This window comes from Litchfieldella qijiaojingensis (genome assembly GCF_014651875.1).
In the GTDB taxonomy this organism is placed as follows: domain Bacteria; phylum Pseudomonadota; class Gammaproteobacteria; order Pseudomonadales; family Halomonadaceae; genus Litchfieldella; species Litchfieldella qijiaojingensis.
On sequence record NZ_BMXS01000014.1, the window covers coordinates 57,795 to 78,213 of the forward strand.

General features: G+C 57.6%; 19 protein-coding genes. 9 read left to right on the forward strand and 10 right to left on the reverse strand.

The window, feature by feature from the left end:
* Positions 1-146: 146 nt before the first annotated feature.
* Entirely contained in the window at positions 147-986 is an 840-nt protein-coding gene (locus IE093_RS13800; protein WP_189470155.1) for an IclR family transcriptional regulator, read from the reverse strand.
* A gap of 246 nt (positions 987-1,232) precedes the next feature.
* Between IE093_RS13800 and IE093_RS13805 the strand changes: the two genes are divergently transcribed.
* The 5 genes from IE093_RS13805 to IE093_RS13825 all read left to right on the forward strand — a co-directional run bounded on the left by IE093_RS13805 (position 1,233) and on the right by IE093_RS13825 (position 7,433).
* Positions 1,233-2,618, forward strand: a complete 1,386-nt coding sequence (locus IE093_RS13805) for an FAD-dependent oxidoreductase (RefSeq protein WP_229803580.1) — start codon at positions 1,233-1,235, stop codon at positions 2,616-2,618.
* A gap of 199 nt (positions 2,619-2,817) precedes the next feature.
* The gene (locus tag IE093_RS13810) at positions 2,818-4,725 is read left to right on the forward strand and encodes a TRAP transporter permease (protein WP_189470157.1); all 1,908 of its coding nucleotides are present in this window, start codon (positions 2,818-2,820) and stop codon (positions 4,723-4,725) included.
* 35 nt (positions 4,726-4,760) lie between these two features.
* Complete coding sequence (locus IE093_RS13815; RefSeq protein WP_189470158.1) at positions 4,761-5,780, forward strand: TAXI family TRAP transporter solute-binding subunit; 1,020 nt, start codon at positions 4,761-4,763, stop codon at positions 5,778-5,780.
* Positions 5,781-5,974: 194 nt separating this feature from the next.
* Positions 5,975-7,210, forward strand: a complete 1,236-nt coding sequence (locus IE093_RS13820; RefSeq protein ID WP_189470160.1) for an MFS transporter — start codon at positions 5,975-5,977, stop codon at positions 7,208-7,210.
* A gap of 13 nt (positions 7,211-7,223) precedes the next feature.
* A complete protein-coding gene (locus IE093_RS13825; protein WP_268247404.1) occupies positions 7,224-7,433 on the forward strand; it encodes a CorA family divalent cation transporter in 210 nt (69 codons plus the stop codon).
* Positions 7,434-7,488: 55 nt separating this feature from the next.
* Here IE093_RS13825 and IE093_RS13830 read toward each other — a convergent pair whose 3' ends face one another.
* Complete coding sequence (locus tag IE093_RS13830; protein ID WP_189470162.1) at positions 7,489-8,169, reverse strand: hypothetical protein; 681 nt, start codon at positions 8,167-8,169, stop codon at positions 7,489-7,491.
* 112 nt (positions 8,170-8,281) lie between these two features.
* On the reverse strand, positions 8,282-9,853 hold the full coding sequence (locus IE093_RS13835) for an alpha/beta fold hydrolase (protein ID WP_189470163.1): 1,572 nt from the start codon (positions 9,851-9,853) through the stop codon (positions 8,282-8,284).
* Positions 9,854-10,040: 187 nt separating this feature from the next.
* Between IE093_RS13835 and IE093_RS13840 the strand changes: the two genes are divergently transcribed.
* The 3 genes from IE093_RS13840 (at position 10,041) to IE093_RS13850 (ending at position 11,455) form a co-directional block, all read left to right on the forward strand.
* Positions 10,041-10,619, forward strand: coding sequence for an O-methyltransferase (locus IE093_RS13840; RefSeq protein ID WP_189470164.1), 579 nt, complete (start codon positions 10,041-10,043; stop codon positions 10,617-10,619).
* 65 nt (positions 10,620-10,684) lie between these two features.
* Positions 10,685-11,044: a DUF427 domain-containing protein gene (locus IE093_RS13845; RefSeq protein WP_189470165.1), complete on the forward strand. Its 360-nt coding sequence runs from the start codon at positions 10,685-10,687 to the stop codon at positions 11,042-11,044.
* A gap of 12 nt (positions 11,045-11,056) precedes the next feature.
* Positions 11,057-11,455 (forward strand): GFA family protein, encoded by a 399-nt coding sequence (locus IE093_RS13850; protein ID WP_189470166.1) that lies wholly within the window; start codon positions 11,057-11,059, stop codon positions 11,453-11,455.
* A 116-nt stretch (positions 11,456-11,571) separates the two neighbouring features.
* On the opposite strand, the gene IE093_RS13855 is transcribed toward IE093_RS13850, so the two are convergent.
* The 5 genes from IE093_RS13855 to IE093_RS13875 all read right to left on the reverse strand — a co-directional run bounded on the left by IE093_RS13855 (position 11,572) and on the right by IE093_RS13875 (position 17,082).
* Positions 11,572-11,871, reverse strand: coding sequence for a YdgH/BhsA/McbA family protein (locus IE093_RS13855; RefSeq protein ID WP_189470168.1), 300 nt, complete (start codon positions 11,869-11,871; stop codon positions 11,572-11,574).
* The gene (locus tag IE093_RS13860; protein WP_189470170.1) at positions 11,871-14,078 is read right to left on the reverse strand and encodes a S8 family serine peptidase; all 2,208 of its coding nucleotides are present in this window, start codon (positions 14,076-14,078) and stop codon (positions 11,871-11,873) included. The genes IE093_RS13855 and IE093_RS13860 overlap by 1 nt, the downstream gene beginning before the upstream one ends.
* Positions 14,079-14,538: 460 nt before the next feature.
* Positions 14,539-14,862, reverse strand: coding sequence for an antibiotic biosynthesis monooxygenase family protein (locus tag IE093_RS13865; RefSeq protein WP_189470172.1), 324 nt, complete (start codon positions 14,860-14,862; stop codon positions 14,539-14,541).
* Between the two features lie 306 nt (positions 14,863-15,168).
* A complete protein-coding gene (locus tag IE093_RS13870) occupies positions 15,169-16,560 on the reverse strand; it encodes a selenium-binding protein SBP56-related protein (protein ID WP_189470174.1) in 1,392 nt (463 codons plus the stop codon).
* A gap of 306 nt (positions 16,561-16,866) precedes the next feature.
* The gene (locus tag IE093_RS13875; RefSeq protein ID WP_189470176.1) at positions 16,867-17,082 is read right to left on the reverse strand and encodes a hypothetical protein; all 216 of its coding nucleotides are present in this window, start codon (positions 17,080-17,082) and stop codon (positions 16,867-16,869) included.
* 254 nt (positions 17,083-17,336) lie between these two features.
* On the opposite strand from IE093_RS13875, the gene IE093_RS13880 reads away from it, so the two are divergent.
* Entirely contained in the window at positions 17,337-18,200 is an 864-nt protein-coding gene (locus IE093_RS13880; RefSeq protein WP_189470178.1) for a hypothetical protein, read from the forward strand.
* Positions 18,201-18,229: 29 nt separating this feature from the next.
* On the opposite strand, the gene IE093_RS13885 is transcribed toward IE093_RS13880, so the two are convergent.
* Together IE093_RS13885 and arfB are read right to left on the reverse strand one after the other, a co-directional pair.
* The gene (locus tag IE093_RS13885; RefSeq protein WP_189470181.1) at positions 18,230-19,963 is read right to left on the reverse strand and encodes a M14 family metallopeptidase; all 1,734 of its coding nucleotides are present in this window, start codon (positions 19,961-19,963) and stop codon (positions 18,230-18,232) included.
* Positions 19,964-20,003: 40 nt separating this feature from the next.
* Positions 20,004-20,417, reverse strand: coding sequence for an alternative ribosome rescue aminoacyl-tRNA hydrolase ArfB (gene arfB, locus IE093_RS13890; RefSeq protein WP_189470183.1), 414 nt, complete (start codon positions 20,415-20,417; stop codon positions 20,004-20,006).
* Positions 20,418-20,419: the final 2 nt, after the last annotated feature.

Genomic DNA, 20,419 nt, shown 5'->3' on the forward strand with positions numbered 1-20,419 from the left:
CCAGCCCGTTCCCCTACGAGTCCTCGTCGTGGATGGTTGATTAAAACGATAGAACGAATCTTCGTTCGCCATCGCCCATGGGGCGCCACATCGGATGCGCTTGACCAGATCCGGATGAAAATAGATTACTTGCCTGCCCATTGGATCTAACTTTCATCCGTCACCTGACAACGACTGGCAGTAGTTGCTCCATGTTGAGGCCCGCTGTATCCAAGGTGTCGGGAAATCTCACTGGCGGTTTGAAGCACATTGTCCTTCAGCGTGCCATGGATATCTTCCATGCAGGGAAGCGATTCATAATCCGAGACATTGATTGCAGCAACGGCGCGGCCGGTTTCATTCCGCACAGGTGCGGCGACGCTGATGATGCCGGGAGAGATGAATGATCCCGCGACGTATCCCCTTCTCCGTTCCGTTTCGAGACAGCGTTTCAATTCATCCAAGTTGCCCGGTCCATGCCGCGTAACAGCATGGAAATCGTAATTGATATAGAGCTCGGCGAGCTCCTCGTCCGATAGGTCCAATAGTATGGCTCTGCCGAGAGACGAAAAATGGGCCGGCAGGCGCGAGCCCACGTGGCGGTTGCTCGACAGGCGTTGGTGGGACGGGGCGCGATACACGTAAAGCGCATCACGGCCGTCCAATAATCCCATATGTGTGCTCGCACTCATCCTGTCTCTCAGCTCATCGAGCAGCGGGCCTGCTACCTCGACCAGCTCCTGCGAGTGCAGATAGTCGAAACCCAGGGTCAATACCCGTGGACCGAGGCGGTAGGTGGCCGAGTCCTTGCCTCGTAGGAGGTAACCTTCGGCCTCTAGGGTGTAAACCAGTCGAAAGGCGGTTGCCCGTGGCAGACCCAACTCCCGGCCGATATCCGCAAGTCGCATGGACGGCCGCGACCGCCCGAACAACCCCAGTACGGCTAGTCCGCGGCGCAGCCCAGGCACTATGTAGTTCTGGTTCACCTCGCTTGTCTTGTCATCCACGTCTGGTCTCTCCATTTGCATCCTCCTCCTGGCGCAAGCACCGGCTGGCTTCAAGGGCAAGCATCGGGCAGCCCATCGCCTGAAGCAAGCATCGCTCGGAACTCAGTCCATTGTATTTGACAACACCAGAATAGCCTACCATAGTTTCATGTGCGAATCATTGTTACGTATATGAATCAAAAGATAGACCATGCTGGATGCTGTGGTGCACCCACATCGCTTGGCTCAGAACAAGGAGAGCTAGAAATGTCGAATAATCTGCCGAACATCACCGAACCCGCTCGTGAGATTCCTTGCTTGCTTGATGCCGACATCGTCGTCGTTGGTGGAGGCACCACGGGGCCGATGGCGGCTCTGGCAGCAGCGCGCCAAGGGCAGCGCGTTGTACTGATCGAGCGTTTCGGGTCGCTCGGTGGCAACATGACGCTGGGCCTGAACACCAAACCGTCAGGCGTCCTGTCGGGCGGCATCCCCCTCGAGCTCTGGAACCTCGCGCGTTCGGTCGGAGGCGTGGGTGCCGACTATGTCGCCACCACCAAGGTGAAAGACGTCAAGATCGCATCGCCCTGTGATCCGGAAATCATGAAAATGCTGCTCACGCGCCTGCTGCATGAAGCGGGGGTGCGGGTGCTCTTCGAGACAGTCGTGTCGGCGCCGGTCATGGAGGACAACAAGGTTGCCGGCGTCATCATCGAGGGCAAGGGCGGCCGTCAGTATGTGAGTGCCAAGGTAGTCGTCGATTGTTCAGCAGATGCCGACGTCGCGGCCGCTGCTGGTGCACCCTACGTGCTCGGCGATGGCGATGCGCATGCTGTGCAGCCGGTTTCCATGTATTTCACTCTCTCTAACGTGGACGTGAAACGCTTGGCTGAATGGGCCAAGGCCAACCCGGACGAGGTCCCTGCGCGAGCCATACCCGAGAACGATGAGGATCTGGACTACGGCCTGTGGCTGACGGGGTTCAATAATCTGATCAGAGACTACCAGAAAGAAAAGAACATCAAGCTCCAGCGCGACAACATCACCTTGAAGACGGCCAACGGTGTGCTCTATGTGAACGCCACGCGAGTGCTTGGTGTGGATGGGCTGTCGCCACTGGAGATGAGCGATGCAATGCTCGAGATCTACCGTCAGATAGAGGCCTATACAGCGTTCCTGGTCGAGAAGGTCCCCGGCTTCGAGAATGCCCACATCGGACAGATTGCCCCAGTGATCGGTGTGCGTGAAACCCGCCACATACGCGGGGAGTACATGCTGACGGGCAAGGATGTCATCGATTGCGTAGCGTTCGAGGACACCATTGCCGCCGATAACTGTGCCATGGACGTGCACGACGTCAAGGGGGCGGACGTGGACTTCCGGGGGCTCGGACCCTACGAGATCCCCTACCGCTGCCTGGTACCCCTGGACGTGGGTCAACTGCTGGTGGCAGGTCGCTGCATCTCGGCCGACCATGTTGCCCACGGCCGTACCCGTAACATGCCTGCCTGCATGGCCACTGGTCAGGCCGCCGGCGTAGCCGCCGCTGTCGCGGTCGCCTCGGGGACCACCGTCAGGGATGTGGACGTGGCAAAAGTGCAGGAGATACTCCGCAAGATGGACATGCCATTGAAGGCGGAGGAAATCTCTTAAACTTGTGTGGTGACGACCTCATTGCTCACTGGAAGTTCGTCGAGGTCGTCGCCATCTTATCTCGACAAAACCATACCCCGATGCAGCAGCTTTACGTCCACACAGAGGTTGACATGCAGAGACCTGTTGTTTGATAGAAGCGCAGCGAGTGCACAGCAACTGTGGCGTTCGCCAAGTACAACAAGGGGAGGTTAACAAGATGTCGGTTAGCGTACGAAGCGTAACCGCAGTGATGCTGGTCGTTGCCATCTATCACTTCTACATAGCTCTCACAGGCGTTCCCGAGCCCATGATGGTTCGGCCTATCCATGTCAGTGCGCTGATTTTTCTGGGGTTTCTCCTTCTTCCTTTCCGGACCCCTAAAACTGTGGAGAATGGTGCAGAAGAATCCCCTCATGTACCTCACTGGTTTGATTGGGTTCTTGCTATCCTCGGGCTTGTTTCAGCCGTTTATATTCTGAATGACTATGAGCGCATTACCCTACGCTTGGCCTATTTGGATCCGCTGACTACAGGCGACTGGATTGTTGGCGTGGTTACCATTGGACTTATTATCGAGCTGGCAAGACGGGTAGTGGGCCTGGTGCTTCCGATCATCATCGTGGCATTCGGTGCCTTTACCCTCCTTGGCCCATACTTGCCCGGCGTGCTTCGCCACCAAGGGGCAGGTGCCGAGAAATTCCTTGATCATATCTTCCTGACATCGACCGGTGTTTACGGATCGCTTGCTTCACTGTCGCTGTCGATCGTGTTCATGTTCATTGCCTTTGGCGCCTTCCTGCAGGCGGCGGGGGGAGAGCGTCTTCTTTCGCAGATCATCGTGTCCATGACGCGTGGCCGGAAGGGCGGGCCTGGCAAGGCGGCCGTTATTGCCAGCGTGATTTTCGGCGCGTTGACTGGCAGTGGGGCGGCCAATGTCTATGCAACAGGAGCGGTGACGATCCCCTTGATGAAGCGGGCTGGTTATCGTAGAGAGTTCGCGGCGGCTACAGAAGCTTGCGCCTCTCAGCTTGGTCAGCTGCTTCCTCCTGTGATGGGGGCCGCGGCCTTCATCGTTGCCGAGTTCAGCCGTGTCAGTTATGCCTATGTCGCCGTGGCTGCACTGGTTCCCTCCTTCTTCTATGTCTTTGCACTGTATTTCGCGGTTCATATTGAATCGAATAAAGCGGGAATTGGCGTGTATGAGCCAGAAGGAGAACAGATAAGTCTTGGTGATGTCCTGTCGCGCTACTGGCACCTGGCCTTGCCTTTGGTGATCCTGATCGTTCTGCTTGTCATGCGATATACGCCATACTTCGCCGCGACGGTAGCGACGCTTTCTGTCATCCCCATCAGCTGGCTACGCCGTGAAACGAGGATGGGGATTCGGGAATTGGTGGATGCGACTGTGTCCACGATGAAGCGTATCGTCTCGATCGGTATCGTATTGGTCTGCGCTGGAATCGGTATCGCGATCCTTGAGATGACGGGCGTTCCTTATCAGATAACAGGGCTTCTGGTAGATCTGAGCGGTGGCTACATGTTTCCGGCACTCTTGATTGTAGGGGCCATGACGATAGTGCTTGGCTTCGGTATGCCGGTAACCGGGGCATTTCTTATCGCGTCATTGTTCGGCGCGACTGCACTCATGGAATTCGGTCTTGACCCCTTCGTCGCCTACATGATCATTTTCCTGTTCGCCCTGACCGCGAACATTACCCCCCCTGTCTGCGTGGCGACATTTGCGGCAGCGTCGATCGCCGGTTGTAGCTTCACGCGTGCCGGTATGCGTGGCCTCCGCCTCGGTATGCCCGCGTATGTGATTCCGATCGTGATTGCTTATAATCCAACGCTTCTGAATCTTGGAGAACATGGATTCTGGTTCGGTCTCCAGGTCTTCATCAGCACGACTGTTGCAGTCATTGGGCTCGTGGTGTTGATGTCCGATTGGTTCCTTCATCGACTGAATATGGTGCAGCGAGCACTTCTGGGTGTCTCGCTGTTGGCCATTGTCATGCCAATGCCATGGACGGATGTGCTGGCAGCACTCGCTGTCGGGCTGGTGCTTTCCTGGCAATGGTATGATGCAAGAAAGGTGCATGGTTCATCCGTGAATGGTTCACCTTGATTTTGTTAAACAATTACAAATCAATTGGAGTTGTTATGAAAAACATTAAATACGCGTCAGCAGCAGCGGGATTGATGGTCGCAGCCGGCATGGCAAGCTCCGACCGGGTAATGGCCCAGGACATTGATATGACAGCCTATGCCGGCTCCGTCGGCGGCCTTTACATGGAGGTCATGTCGGTATGGATATCGGATTGGGAAAAGGAAATAGACGGTTTGAACATCTCGGCGGTTTCGGGAGGGGGCACGACCAATCCGTTCCATATATCGAGGGGAGCGCCGAACGAGGCAATAGGTATCACCGATACCATCACCACGGCGGATGCCATGGAGGGCACGGGAGATATCGGTGCACGGGCCCCCGATGGCCTGAAAAACCTGCGAGCCTTGGTACGCTTCAATGCGCTGAGCCATTCTGCCTTTATGATCCGTGGTAGCGCATTGCCCGATGGGGTAACGACCGTTGGTGAGCTGTTTGATGAAAAGCCTTCGCTACGGTGGGCCTTTTTCCAGCGCGGCAATCCCGGTGAACTGACCGCTCGACGTTTCCTGGAAGTGTATGGTGTTAGCATCGAGGACTTGAACGATTGGGGTGGGAGTGTTTCGTATAATCCTCAGGCCGAGCATTCGTCACTGATGATCGATGGGCACGTCGATGTCTCGATGGTGATGACCCGCGCGCCTGCAGCCTTCATGCTGGATATGGACGCTTCCGTCAGGGACCTCGTCTGGCTGAAGATCGAGGAAGATATTGTTGACACGCTGATCGACAGTTATGGCGGATATATCAAGGTCGACCATCCGGCAGAATTCTACGATAGTTTGAAAGAGCCGTTTGTGACGGCGTCGGTAGACCATGTGCTTTTTGTGCATGAGGATATGGATGAGGAACTTGCCTATCAATTGACAAAGAGTGTGTTGGAGAATGCTTCCAAGATGCGAAATGCGCTTAAGTCAATGAGCGAATTCTACCCTGAGGAGGTCTGCCATAATACGGGGAGGTTTGAATTGCATGAGGGGGCCGAGCGTGCCTGTAGCGAGCTCGGTTATTTGTGATTAGGTAATGTCCATGGCATACGCAGGTGGCGACCGGCGCACAGTCGGTCGCCGATGCCAGCCCGCGGCTCCCACCATTGTCTCATTGCCAATTTATAGAGTCTCCTTGTTGAAAAAAAGATGCTGGAGTGTTTTATGTGAATGAGGGCATGATGTAATTTCCTTATCTTGGTAGCTCGATAAAGGAGGCTAAGTTGCACAACCCTGTCCAGGCAGTGCCCGTTATCCTGATGAATCGTTTCTTTCGGGTTTTTCTTCCTTTTGCTGCCGGCTATTTCCTCTCCTATCTGTTTCGTAACGTCAATGCTGTCATTGCGAGTGAGCTGGAGTCCGATGTTGGCATGAGTGCCGACCAGCTTGGCCTGATGACGGGATTGTACTTTCTTGCCTTCGCGTGTTTTCAGTTGCCCTTGGGAGTGCTCCTAGACCGTTTTGGCCCGCGCCGAGTGGAGGCGTTTCTGCTGTTAATCGCAGGAGCCGGTTCTCTTATCTTCGCCGTAGGGCAACAACTGGCGACGCTTGGCGTGGGGCGGGCCTTGATCGGTCTGGGAGTGTCTGCTTGCTTGATGGCGAGTTTCAAGGCCTTTTCGTTGTGGTTCGATCCTCAGCGACTACCCCTTGTCAATGGATTCTTGCTGGCTTGCGGAGGGCTTGGTGCGATGAGTGCCACCGCCCCTGTCGAAGCCATACTGGGTATGACGACTTGGCGAGTACTGTTCGTTGGGCTGGCGATGGCCTGTGTCGTGGCGGCGGCCGTACTGTGGTGTGTGGTGCCAGAGAAAACGAATATGGCCAGGGTAGAGCCGTTGAGTCAACAGGTTGCCGCCTTGAATCGCATTCTTCGTAGCTCGGTGTTCTGGCGCTTTGCGCCTGCAGCCATGGTGTTCCCTGGTGCAACCATGGCGGTCCAGGGACTTTGGGCTGGGCCATGGTTACGTGACGTCGCAGGTCTGGACCGTAATGAAGTCGCGCACCATTTGCTCTTGTTGGCATTGGCTACCACAGTCGGCTTTGTTGCCTGGGGAGCACTGGCAGAAAGGATGGCACGGCTGGGCATTGGTTCAATGAAGGTGGCAGGCACCGGTCTAGTGTTGTTCATGCTGTCGGTTATGGTGTTGGCTTGGCAGCCTACCAGCAATGTCCTTCTTTTCTGGTTAATGTTTGGATTATGTGGCTCTTCCGGCACCCTTCTTTATGCGGTTATTACTCCACGTTTTGATGCTTCCCTGATGGGGAGAGTGATCACTGCATTCAATTTAATGGTTTTCCTGGGAGCTTTCTCTTTACAATGGGGTATTGGCGTTGCGATCGGATTCTGGAGTGGGGGATCCGGAACGGCATATACTGCCGAGGGTTACCGAGCATGCTTTAGTCTGGTTGCAGCTTTGCAAGCAACGGCTTTGATTTGGTTGTTGCGGTCTAGGGAATAGTTGAGAGGTTCTGATTGACTACCAGCTCAACAACACCATCCGTATCCTGACGGTCATTACCGCCATCTTCGTGCCGTTGACGTTCATCGTCGGTATCTATGGCATGAACTTCGAGAATATGCCGGAGCTCGGTTTCAAATACGCCTACTTCGTGGTGTTGGCCTTCATGTTCGGTATCGGTACCGGTCTGACATGGATATTCCGCCGCAAGGGATGGATATAGACCGCCAAGGAACGTGGCCGAGCCCATCACGATGTGATGGGCTCGAGGCGAAAGGTCACTTCAAATAGACCTGCCCCTGTTCATAGAGGCTTCGACAATCGCTTGCATCATGGTAGCGGTCTTCGTCGATGTTGATGGAATGCACGCCGGGGCCGTCGAAGCGTGGATCGTCGCACTCCCCATCGTGACTCCATTCGCTGCCGTCGTCGCCCCACTCGATCCCGGAGCTGTCCGACACGGATGAGGCGCTGACGTACCACTCGGGATCCCGTTCGGAGATCTTGACCGTGGCCTCGGTCGACCCACCGGCAAGGGTGCCGACCCAGACGTTGTAGTTGCCCGACGGGGGATTGACCCATTTGATGGCTGGGTTGGTGCCGCTGGACGAGGAGAAATCGTCGTTGCAGTGCCAGTTGCCATCGGCATCATTGACCACCAGGGTGGTATCGGCCGATGCCTCGACATAGACAATGAGTTGGTATTCGCCAGCCTCGAAATTGAGGTCCAGGTCGGGGGCCAGACCGTGGACATAGCCGGTACAGTTGGGGCCGGCCTTGGAGGCGGGAGTATTGCCACCGGCGCTGATCTCGTACTGTTGGGGATCCGGTTGGAAACCGGATGACAGGTTGATGGTGTTGTAACGCGGCGCTTCCTGCCAGTCCAAGGCGTGAGCGGTAACAGCACAATATAAGAGTGGAATGGCCGAGAGTACGGCTATGTATCGAGTCGAAGTCATTATCCTGATCCCTGCGATGTGAATCCGTGTGTCTTGGCACACGACAGTTATCATGCTTAGAGCTGATAAGCATGTCATCCATTAGTATAATGATGTGCAGACATCGGCTCGATCATTCCTCCGTTTTTTCTAATACCCAAGGCTCCAGTGACACTTCATCCTTGCAACTGTCGTCCACGGTCGCCTGGGGATCGTCGAGAAAATCCTGGATCATGGTCGAGCGGCATTCCGTGACGGGGTTGTGCCCCATGGCCTGAAATTCCACGAACTGGAGGTTGGGCATGGTACGTGCTGCATGTTCGCTCCAGCGAGTCCCGCAGCATGGATCCATCTGGCCGTGAATCGCCAGTGCCGGGACATCCGAGACGAGCGGATCGTTGTGTTCGGTGGGCACATCACCGTTGCCACCCCACCAGGCGCATAGCCAGGGCGGCTCGAAGCCCAGTACGGCAGGCTCGCGCTTGACGGCGGCGATTGAATCCTGAGGCGTGGGCCGGTTGGTTCCCATGTCGTTGCAGACGTGGGCCAGGAAGTAACCCAGTGCATAGTTGGGGGCTTCAGGCTCGGGGTCATATTGATCGATCAGGAAGAAATCCTTCAGACGTGAGTAGTCGCCTTGTTCAATGTCGGTGATCAGGCTCGGCAGCACGGCATAGTCGCTGGCCAGCATCAGGTAGAGAGTGTCGAGAAAGGCCGCTCCGTCGAAATAGAGGGGCTTCTCGCTGCCGTCGGGCTCCTCCACCGAAGCGACGAAGGGCCTGCCATCGAGATTGCGGCGTGTCCTGTCGATCGCCAGGAACCAGGCGGGCAGCATGTCTCGGCAGCCTTCGCTCTGTGCAACGCAAAGGGCCAAGGTGTCAGTGAAGGTCTGCTTGGCGGTGTACAACTCATCCACAGGGGCGCGGTTGCGCAGGTTGATGAACCAGGGCCAGCCGAGTATCGCGGCGCGTACGCTGTCCGGGTGATACTGGATGTAGGAGAGTACCGTGCCGCTACCCGTCGACGAGCCGAAGGCGTCGATCTTGTCGTAATCGAGTAAACGGCGAATCTCATCGACATCCCGACTCACCGTGTAGGAGTTGTATTGGGAAACCTCGACCCCTTCCGCGCGGAGTTTCCGATAACAGTTGGCCACGACACCGGTGATGCTATCGAGGCGTTCCATAGGATCCAACGAAGAGGCAATGGCCGGTGTATGGATGATGTTGTGATAGGGAGATACCGCTGCATAGTTGGGGCATCTCAGTGTCGGCTTGGCATGGATGAATCCACGATGATCCATCGTTACCAGCGTGCGATTGCCGACATCCTTGAGCAGCTGTTCCAGGTACTCGCGATTGCCCAGTGAGGAATAGCCGGGACCACCCGGGAAGAAGACGACCGGCACATCGGCACTGCTTTCCCCTGACGCGGCTTCTGCTTCGGGGTCGAACACCGCGACAGGCAACTCGATGATGGTGCCGTTCGGCTCATCCCAATTCTCTTGGCCGTAAAAGGTGTAGCACTGCGCCTGTAGCTCGCTGAGTGCCTGCGTTGCGCACTCCGATGGCTCCAGGCGTGGTACCTGGCCCGATGCCTGGGCGTGAGCGGGAGAATGCCAGAAGACCGCGACAAGCAGCAGTGAAGCAAGTGCAAGGGGGATGAAGAAGACGTGGTGCTGATGGGGGGATGGAGTGAGTTTCATGGTCAGCCACCGAGGTTCGTTATTGGGCTTGTCCGGGATCGCTGACTCTCAAGCTAGCACTGGGGGTGAGGGGGGCAAGCCGGTGTGCGACAAGCTCATGGTGAGGATGCACCGAATAGGGTTAAATGAAGCGGGATGCCTTGGATTCGTCCCCATCGATACCACATCAGTGAGGGAAGGGAGGCCTATGTCACTCCAAACACTATTGGCGGAGCTGGAACGAAAGGGCGAAGAGAACGATGCCCAAGCTACCGAGCGAAGCCAAAAATATCTCAATATCACCCGTGATACCGGCCAGTTCCTTGCGGTACTGCTCAAGGCCATGAGGGCCAGCAGCGTACTGGAAATCGGTACCTCGAATGGCTACTCCACATTGTGGCTGGCTTCGTCCCTTGGCGCGTCGGGCCGGGTCACTACCGTCGAAGCCTCGCCCGATAAAGTGCTCGAGGCCAGCGACAACTTCGCCAGGGCGGGATTGACGCACAAGATCCGGCAGATCGAAGGTTCGGCGGCAAACTATCTCCGGGCGCGGAAGGCGCGCTTCGATGTCGTTTTCCTTGATGCCGAGCGCTCGGAATACCTCGACTTCGCCGACGACGTGATCGAGGCATTGAATTCCGGCGGGGTACTGGTCTGCGACAACGCCATCTCGCATCGGCCGGAACTGGCCGACTTCATGGCCTATATCGAGGGTATGGAGATATTCACGACCTGTCTGGTGCCCGTCGGCAAGGGTGAGTTCGTGGCGTACAAAGAAGCGGAGTGAGAACGGGGGGCATCGGTCTGCTACGGTTATGGCTAGCACACCAGCGATAACGAGGCCTCGACGTCATGATTCATGATCCCGCTGGGCACATCAGCCTGCATCTCAATCCGCAGCGGGTCCGTGTCTGGGTCGGCGACACGTTGATCGCCGATACCCAGAACGCCATCGAGTTGCGCGAGAAGGGCTATCCCCATCGCCAATACATTCCTCGCCAGGACGTCGACATGGAGCGCCTGACTCGCTCGGCTACGGTCACCCACTGCCCATTCAAGGGCGATGCCAGTTATTACTCTCTGGAACTGGACGGAGAGACGCTGACCGATGTTGCCTGGAGCTACGAACAACCGTTCGATGCCATGGCCGATATCGCCGGCCACCTGGCATTCGATGCCCCGCTCGTTCGTCACTCCTTCGATGCCATCTGAGGTGAAGTCACGATGAAAAAACTGACGGGTTCATGCCTGTGTGGAAAAGTGGAAATCCAGGTGCCGGATCAATTCGATTTCATCGGCTACTGCCATTGTTCGCAGTGCCGAAAGTGGACGGGCTCTGCGTTCGCGGCAGGAGGCCTCGTGGATGAGAAGGACTTCTCGATCACCGCTGGGGAACAGTTCGTATCCCGTTACCCGAAATCCGAGGAAACGGAGTTGGGATTTTGCAGTGGCTGCGGCTCGAACTTGTTCTCCCACAAACTGAAGCGTGGCAAATATATCGTTCGCCTGGGTGTGCTCGATGATGCGCCTACGCAACGGCCCAATGTGCATATCTACTGTGCCTCGAAAGCGCCGTGGTTCGAGATCACCGACCAGCTAGATTGTTACGATGAGCTTCCATGAGCATGGCTCATGCGCCAGTACTTACCTTTGCGTCTCTCCACCCGGCCACGACATGGCAGGACGGCTACCATATTGCTGGCACAAAAATGCCGCAGGGCCGTCGGGTGGGGGCAGCTTCAATCGTCGAGAGCTTTGCCTCTGTGGTTGGTGCATTTCTCCGATGACACCGTGAAGGATTTACCATCCCAGTACCAGAGCGAGGCATCTGGGACGTGATCTTCGCTCAGGGACACTCGGCGATAGAGCTGGCAACCCTGACCGTCCGTACCAGCCTTCACCCAGCGGGCTACCACCCGGCCACGCTCATCGAGCATCTCCTGGGGAGGACTATTCGCCATCACCTGGCAGCCTGAGAGTAATGTGGTGCTGAGTAAGGCCACCCCCAGGATGGCCCGCGCATTCATCAGTGGTGGCATTAGAACTCCGCCTGATAGCTGAACATAGCGGCCCAATCATCACTGGCTGAGCTGTCATGGGAAGGCTCGAGAGTGTAGAGGAAGTTGAACTGCAGTTGCGAGCGATCGGAAGGCGACACTGCGTAACCGAACTCGAAATCCTGCTGTCGACCTGAGGGCGTCAGATCGAGCTCGCGCTCTTCACGGATCACGGTACCATCAAGCGTTCGACCCACAGGTACCGACAGTGTAGCCTTGCCGCTATCCAAGCGTTGAGGGTGCCGATAGGTAAACCCTGCTGCGTGTGGGCCATCCTGCCAGAGAAGGCCCATGGCCAGTTCCTCGGTTCGAGCATTCTCGATCGACTGAATCAGGCCGCTGCTCGTATCGGTACCGCCAGTGCCTTGTGCATAGAGGGCGAAGGTGGTGATGGTGTCGGTGACATCGAAGTCCAGCTTCAAGCGCGAGGTGGTCATGCGGCCGTCATCGCCGAGCGAGAGGGCCCCTTGGCCTTGGGCGCCCAGGAAGCCCCCATCTTCCCTAGTGATGCCCATTGCCGCGGTCACGTCCAGGCGATCCGTTGCGCTGTAGGTCATGGAGACATCCGAGTGCCTCGCCGTATACGCTTCGCTCAAGGTCGAGGTGGTGTCGCCGGGATCCCCCTGCCAGTGCCGCAGGCCAAGCTGGAGGTTGTCGCTGAGTGACATGGAAGAGTCGACGCCAATCAGTTGAGACAGGGCCTCCAACGTGCCGCCAGCCTCCTGGAAAGACATCATGGGCATCATCGATAGGTCATCAGAGAGTGCTGACGGGGTCGCCGCATCGCCCTGCAGGTGAAATATGCCAAAGGCATAGTTGCCCGTATCCACCTTGAAGGATGAAGCCATCGAACCCGGCCCCGACTGGTAACGCGAAGCCAGTACCCAATCGTTCCAGGTTGTCATCCGCTGCTCAGTCACTTGCTGCTGCTGAGCCGCCACGCGAGTCATCCGGTTGGCCTGGCGCTCGGCATGGTCATGCTTGGCGACAATGCTGCCAGAGAGGTCCACTCGGTAGTCACGTCCCAGGTCATCGAACGCTGCCACGTCACGTAGGGCAGCGCTATTCCGGTACGCATCCCCGAAGCTCGCAGACAGCGCAGCAGAGCTGGAATAGGGGTCCATTGAGGCGCCGTCGACCGTACTGCCCGTTGGCAGTGACAACGTCCCTTGGGGCTCCAGGGCCTCCTCCAGGTCGAGCTTGCCCTGGCCGAAGTAGTAGTCACCGCAGTTGATGTTTCCACCACTACCGCAGTTGTTGCTGGAGTAGAGCGGTGAGTCCTGGCTAGCGGTGGAGAGGAGCAGCCCGGAAACCTCGGTTGCTGTAAGGTGTGGCCACTTGCCCATGATATCAGCCGCCGCCGCAGTCACTTGTGCTGCCGCAAAGGACGTTCCGCCCCCCAGGCCATAGTCTTGATCCCCTGTGGCCAGCGCGATCTCCGCGAACATTGGCGCTACCAGGAACCGGGACTGCCAGTCGGCATCCTCCCCGGGATAGGCGCTGGCAGGATGGATATCATTGCCATCGGAACCACCCACTATAAGCATGTTCTCGAAGATGCCGTCATACTGGTGGATGGGGTTGCTGGCTTGGATTGCCGCTCCCGTGTTACCCGCAGCGACCACATAGACGGACCCCAAGCCGTTGTTGCTGGTGGTGACCTTATGCAACGAGTCCAGTGAGTTGACCCCGTTGTACGAAGCGCTGGGATGGGGGGCCTCCATGCGGCCCTCGTAACTGAGATTGATTACCCTCGCTCCCTCATCCGCCAGATAGCCGACGCTGTAGTCCAGGACATTCGTCCAAGCCATGCCGACGGAATCATCATTGACCTTGGCAAGGAGCAAGGCACTGTTCGCCATAGTGTCGCTTGCCAGAGATGTAACTGCCGTGCCGTGATCCGGGTCGGTGGTGACATCCGAACTTGAGGTGTCCGCGAGGTTAGCCGTTGACCTGACCTGGTCGGAGAAGCTCTCATGGGTCAGACGAAATCCGGAATCGGCCACCCCCACCAGGATCTCGTCATTGGCCATGGTGATCTCGGGATCCGTGGAGCCGCTGCCAGAGCTATCATCACCTGCTGAAGAGCCATCCCCTCCTGTTCCACCGCCGCCTCCTCCTCCACTGGCACAGGCAGTGAGCAAAGAAAGTGCTGCTATGGTGGCAACGGTGTAGCTCGAGTTCTGCATACCAATCTCCGTATTGGTTGTCTCCATTACTGACGATGGTATCGAGGAGACGAGAATCCAGAACCCAAGTAACAACACGAAGATGACCGCTTTTCTTTGTATTGATGGGACATCTGAGGGAAATTGCGTTTAGGGGCGCACTGAATGAATCGACGGGCGGTTTCAAGGCTAGGTCCGTTCCCGACGGACCCACGCATTTCCCACATCCCTGTGGGTCACACAAGGCGCCGGGAGCTGCACCGAGCCGCGCAGCGGGCGGGGAGATCCTCGATATTCGAGAACTACTGACTCAGGGTCGCGCATGTCGTGCGTGACTATGGCCTAAGCGACCGTGAGCAGGCGCTAATGGATAGCTGTGAGGTCCATGGGAGATTTCTTGGGGCTGGAAGCAGTTCCAGGGGATCACCGCATTCTCGCCCAGCCTGAGGGCGAGAATGCGGGGCAAGTGCTGTCACACTGATTACTGCAGGTGAAAGATTTTCCGTTCAAGCAAGTCGGTGTCCACGTCAAGCTTGTGCAATACAGTCACTTTTTCAGACTTGAGGGTCTCTCGCATGCGCTCTCGACACTTGGCTCCTTCCTCTGACCAGTCATGCTCTTTCTCATAGGTTTCACGATCTGGCCATTGAGCGTAAGCAATGAATTTGCCGTCTTCCGCCCTATGCAGGCGCGAGCCTAGGCTGCCGAAATTCCTGTGGATATACTCCGTCGTTTCTTTCCAGGATTCACGAAACTCTTCTTCCTTCCCTTCTGCAACGTCGAATTCCAGAATGATCGCTAGCATGTAAGTTTCCTTTGTCTCGTTATATTTCGCTCAAATGATTGGACGAGACGTATCGCAAACGGCTTTTCTAAGCTTGTAAACGTTCTTTCCATCCACGAGCACGGACTCGAGCTGGTGGACTCCCACCACGGCGCTGACCGGCAAGTTTGGGATGTTGGCGAGAGGTTGCTTCCAGGGAAGTTCGTCGGTCGGCTCCAACCACTCGATATTTTCCGAGAAACTGCTTACGTCAAACTCGATGGCCAGTGGCTTCTCATTTCTATCTTCCTTGGTTGATGTTTTGATTCTTTCGCTATGGTAAACCTCTCACTTCGAATAACAATACGAATCCGATGAAGAATCCCCACCTTGCAGGCGGACCTGGTGGCCACGGTAGCGCGGGTCGAATTCGAGGAAGAAGTTCGGGTCCAGGCTCATACCCCCTTTCGGCGGCACATCCAGTTTGACCATCCAGCCTTTCACTCCGTCGGGATAGAACTGTTCATCCCAGGCGGCATAAAGCGAATTGGTGAAGTAGACGCGGCGGCCATCGCGGCTGACCTCGACCATCTGTGGTCCACCATTCAGCGGCCCTTCTACTGAGGGAAGCGGCGAACGTCTGACGATGCCACCTAGCCGGACGAAACCGGTGGGCTTGGGATGGTAGGGATCCGTCACATCATACTGACGCAATTCTCCCGTACCCCAGCATGAAACGTACAGGAAGCGGTCGTCGGTCGACAGATTGATGTCGGTGATCAGCGGTGGCACCGCCTTGAAGCCCTTGAGCAATGGCGGCAGGTCGTCCGGCTTGGCGGCTTCCGCCGGGATCTCGATGACCTTCTGAACCTTCCATTTGCCGTTATCCCGATGCCACAGCCATACGGAAGCCGACAGATCGTTCAGGCTCAATACGACACCGACGAAGCCGTAGAGCTTGTCGGGATGATGCGCCGGGCGCAGCTCCAGCACCATCTGGTGTTCCTTGCCGAGATCCAGTGTCTCGAGGTGTCGGCGCTCCTCGAGATTCCAGATGTGCATGCAATGGCCGTATTTGCCACCCAGCAGCAATTGAGGCTCGACACCGTTTTCGATCATGTTCGGTGTCGCCCATTCGCTGGTGACCATGACATCCTTCATGAGATGCCACCAGAAATCGTACGCGAAATACTGATCGCCCCGCTCGGCTTCCCAGGCTCCGCCAAGCTCGAAGTTATGTGCATCCATCAGGAGGATACCGCCCGGGCCTTCGCCATCGGGGGCACCCAGCGCGCTGATATAGATTCCGTCCGGCCCGCAATGGACGGTATGTGGTCGTGAATAGCCGGTTTTCTCGTGAACCTCTTGCGGCTCGATGACCTTATGCAGTTGGGGCGTCTTCGGATCGGGCTGAGTGTCGATCACATGGATTCGGGACGAACGGATACCCGGAACGATGAGATAGCGCCGCTCCATGTGGTGATCATGCCCGGGACACAGGCAGGCGCTGCAGGCATTCCAGCCGAAACGGTGAAGCTCGTCGCCAGCATTCGGCATCTCGAGCTGACCCACAATCTGAGCATACGTCGGCGAGTCGGGGTCGACGTCGACCACGGCCAGCCTATCGGGCTGCGGAGGGGCCTCGACATTGGGCATGGCGACGTAGGCGAGCTTCTCGGGCGGCGCCTTGGCTGCGTCAGCCGGAGACCGATAAAAGCTGGGATCGTGTGCCGTCGCCATATCGCGGCTCCTCACACTTGGCGGATGACCGGAACCATTGGCTACCCGGAAACTTCCCTATTGCCCAACGATAGTCGGCCATCGATAGGGCGGCAAGGTAATGAAGCGTAATGGCTATGCCGAGGCGTCGGACTGCTAATATCCGGAATATCAATGAATTGTGAGCGCAAAGGCTTCGCCGCCACCGAGCGATGCAAGCCAGGCTGAGAATTCTGGCATCACACCGCCGGTGGCATTGCCGAGACAACCTGGGCTCCGCAAAGCGAAGCCCATCGACTGATGCAGGATACCGGTACCGTTCGAGGTTCAGGTGCCGATCTTCCAGATCTGAAGCAGCGGCTCCTTGATGCCATTGCGCCTGGCCACGTACTCGGCTTCGCGCCTCGCATTGGCCGCTTGCTCTACACTCATCGGACCTTCATCCGGCTCGCGTCGTGCCGTGATGATCGTTCGTCCCGCCCAATGTGTCCTGCCGATACCTTGGTGAAAGTGATCAACGTCGGCGGTGTGTTGAATGTGCATGGGATACCCTCCGGCTTGGGGTACATCTGAAGCTTCTTACAACCGAGTCTGTACGCTTTCGACGACAGGCTTATTGAAACATTAGTACACATTAGGTTACATTCAAGGGTCTTCCGTGCTCACTTTGACGGGTGTCGTTATTTGTGCCGGTGTGTGATCGTTGACTACGATCCAGATATCGCCGGTCGTTTGAAAAGCCGATGCCCAGGTGCCTCGCTTCATCGCCAACCGTGTCGTCAAGACATGGGAATGATGTGGTCGTCATTCTCTGCCTGTTGCTCGTGTGGCTGTCTCTGCCACCGGCCATGGCTCAGGGTACGCCACTCCGCGATCAGTGGATCGAGGCGATCGCCGGCTCGCCGTTGGATGAACCGCTTCAGGTGGTATCCGAAGAACGGCGCTACTCCGTGAGCGGCAGTGTTTTTGCCCGCATTCCCCATCCTCTTGAAACGCTGGCCATCGAGCTGCAGTCCGCAGCGGCCTGGTGCGAGATCATGTTTCTCCACCTCAACGTCGAGGCCTGTCTGCATGAGGAAGAAGAGGGCGCCGACGCGACCGGGTTGCACGTCTATGTCGGCAGGCAAGACTACCAACCGCTTACTGAGGCGGAGCGGCTCGATCTGAACCTGCGTCTCGTGGCGGCGTATGACCAGTATTTCGCCACCGTGCTGGAAGGCGACCAGGGCCCATACAGCACTCGTGCTTTCCGTCTCCAGTTGCAGGCAATGCCATATAGCGAGGACGAGAGCCTGGTTCACTTGCGCTACTCACTGGTTTTCGGCTTGCCCGCACGGCTTGCCATGTCGGCCTATTTCACCTTTGGTGGTCGGCATCGCGAGGGGTTTACCGTCGAGGGTTATGAGGCGGATGGGGAGCCACGTTACGTGGGCGGCGTACGCGGCATGATCGAGCGCAATGTCATGCGCTTCTACCTGGCGCTGGAAGTCCATCTCGAGACGCGAATGGTGTCCGAGTCCGAGCGGCTCGACGAGCGCCTGAAGCGATGGTTCGCGGCGACTGAGCGCTACCCGCGTCAGCTCCGCGAGATGGATGAACAGGCTTATCTCGAGCAGAAACGCCGCGAATACGCACGCCAGCAAGCCTTGCGGAGCGAGTGATCCGCACGTGAGCAACTAGACCGCACCACTTAGCCGGTGGCGTTTCCCGGTATCGGTATCGTGCGGGTCACATAGCCCAGCCGCGGTCCGCCGATGCGCACCGTGACCTCTCCTTCGCCCTGGACGATCCAGCGGACATTGGCCTGGTGGCCATTGCCGCGCGAACGCTGGAACCAAGGCATCAGCGACGCCTCACCCAACCCTCGCCCCCAGCCATCCAGGTGACCCAGCGTCTGACGGCCCTTCCCGGGGTCCTGAAGCCGGCAGCCCACGGCACTGGCTTGCGCGTCCACGCCCGTGTTCCATGGCCGTTCTCGAGCGGCATTGAGCCCATAGCTGGGCAAGTAGCCGCGATTCTCCACCGTGACCCGTAACTCCCGATAGCCATCTCCGAGCGGCGTGCAGCGTACGTTCGCTATCGCCAGCCGGGGCACCAGTGCCGCAACACGTAGCCAGTAGGCGACCATGCCGTCGCAAATCGCCGGCAATATCTCGGGTGGCGGGTTCCATATACCGACGACCGGGTCCAGCCCTCCGACCTCCAACTCGCCTAGTTGCGGATGACGTAAGGTTTGCCAGGGGTGGAACAGACGCTGCCGGTTATGTTCCGTATCCCATTGCGCCAGCCATTCCATGTCCTCTCGGTCGAAGGCCGTGTAGTGTTCCACGAAGCGCTTTGGGCGAGGACGGTCCATCCGTTTAAACAGGTCCCATAGCTCGCAGACCAGTGCCACACAGCCCCGCTGATGGTAGGCAAATTCGGTGAGATCGCCATGCAGTGGGGTATCGGGCTGATAGGTGAATTCCTCGTAGCCACTGACGGTGGGATAGCCGACAAAGGATCGCCCCCAAGCAGCCAGTTGCTGGTAGATGGCCAGGTCTCCCTGATCCATGCGGCTATCCGGTGCATCGATGAGCGGGCGAATGAACACGCCGCCGAAGGTATGCAGGTTCAGCCAGGCATAGAGGTTTGGGTGAGCGATGGCGAAATCGATGACGGCGCGTGTCTCGGGTTCGGAGCCGGGATACTGGCCGGCACCGACCTGTTCCGGTTCCGGTTGCCAGCTCCAAGGGAAATTGCGGTTGAAGTCCGGCGTGCCTTGCAGCCATTGGGGCTCGGGGATCGTCTCGCCGTCCCAGTTCTCGATGACCCCTTCGGGATAGAGTTGCCAATAGGGCGGTGGGTCGTCGACCTGGCGCGGCAGCATCAGGCCGGGATACTTGGGTGATGCCACGAAGTCTCCAGCCTCATCATCGATGCGCATGTAACGGCAATGGCCGTCGCCGTCCAAGTCCTTGGCGCGCCAATGGGGCCCGTCGACGGAATCCGGCGTTCGCCGCGGCGCGGAGCGTACGAAACCGCTCTGCCTGAGCACTTGCTCGGCACCATCCGGAGAGATGCGTGGGCATACGTAGAACAGGACGTCTTGCAGGAATTGGCGAAGATGCTCGGGGACATCGCCGGGCAGGGGAAGCGACTCGGTGTGCAGGGCCAGTGCCGCCTCGGCGACCGCCAGCGCGACACTGGAACCGGCCAACTCGGTGCCGTGCATGTTGCCGTCCACCCACACAGCGGGACGAGGGCGCTCGGGCTCAGGGCCAATGGTGAGCACCCAGATCTCCTGCCCCTTGGGGCTAATACCGATGCTTTGCAGATGAGCCAGGTGCGGATAGGCCTGAACCCACGCCTTGAGCTGACGAGTCAGCGCGTCATGGCTCAGATAGCGATGCCGGAAACGGCTATCGTGTACATCCCGTCCCATGTCCATGCCCCCGGTTGGCCATGCCTGGAGACATTATGGCTCAAACCTCAACCTTGCCGCGTAGCGCCTTGGTCTTTCCCTTGCGGGTCTTGTTGTCCACCCGGCGCCGCTTGGAGCCTTTCGTTGGTTTGGTGGCTTTGCGGGCTTTTTGCTGTTTCACCGCACCTTGGATGAGTTCTTTCAGCCGCTGCAGCGCATCTTCCTTGTTTTGCTCCAGCGTGCGGTAGTTCTGCGCCTTGATGATGACGACACCCTCCTTGCTGATGCGTTGATCGGACAATTGCATCAGGCGTTCCTTGTAGAAGGGGGGCAAGCTGGAATGCAGGATATCGAAACGCAGATGTACTGCAGAGGCTACCTTGTTGACGTTCTGACCGCCCGCTCCTTGGGCGCGGATCTGGCTGATGTCGATTTCCCAGTCGGCCAGTTCGACTGTGTTGGAGATACGCAGCATGT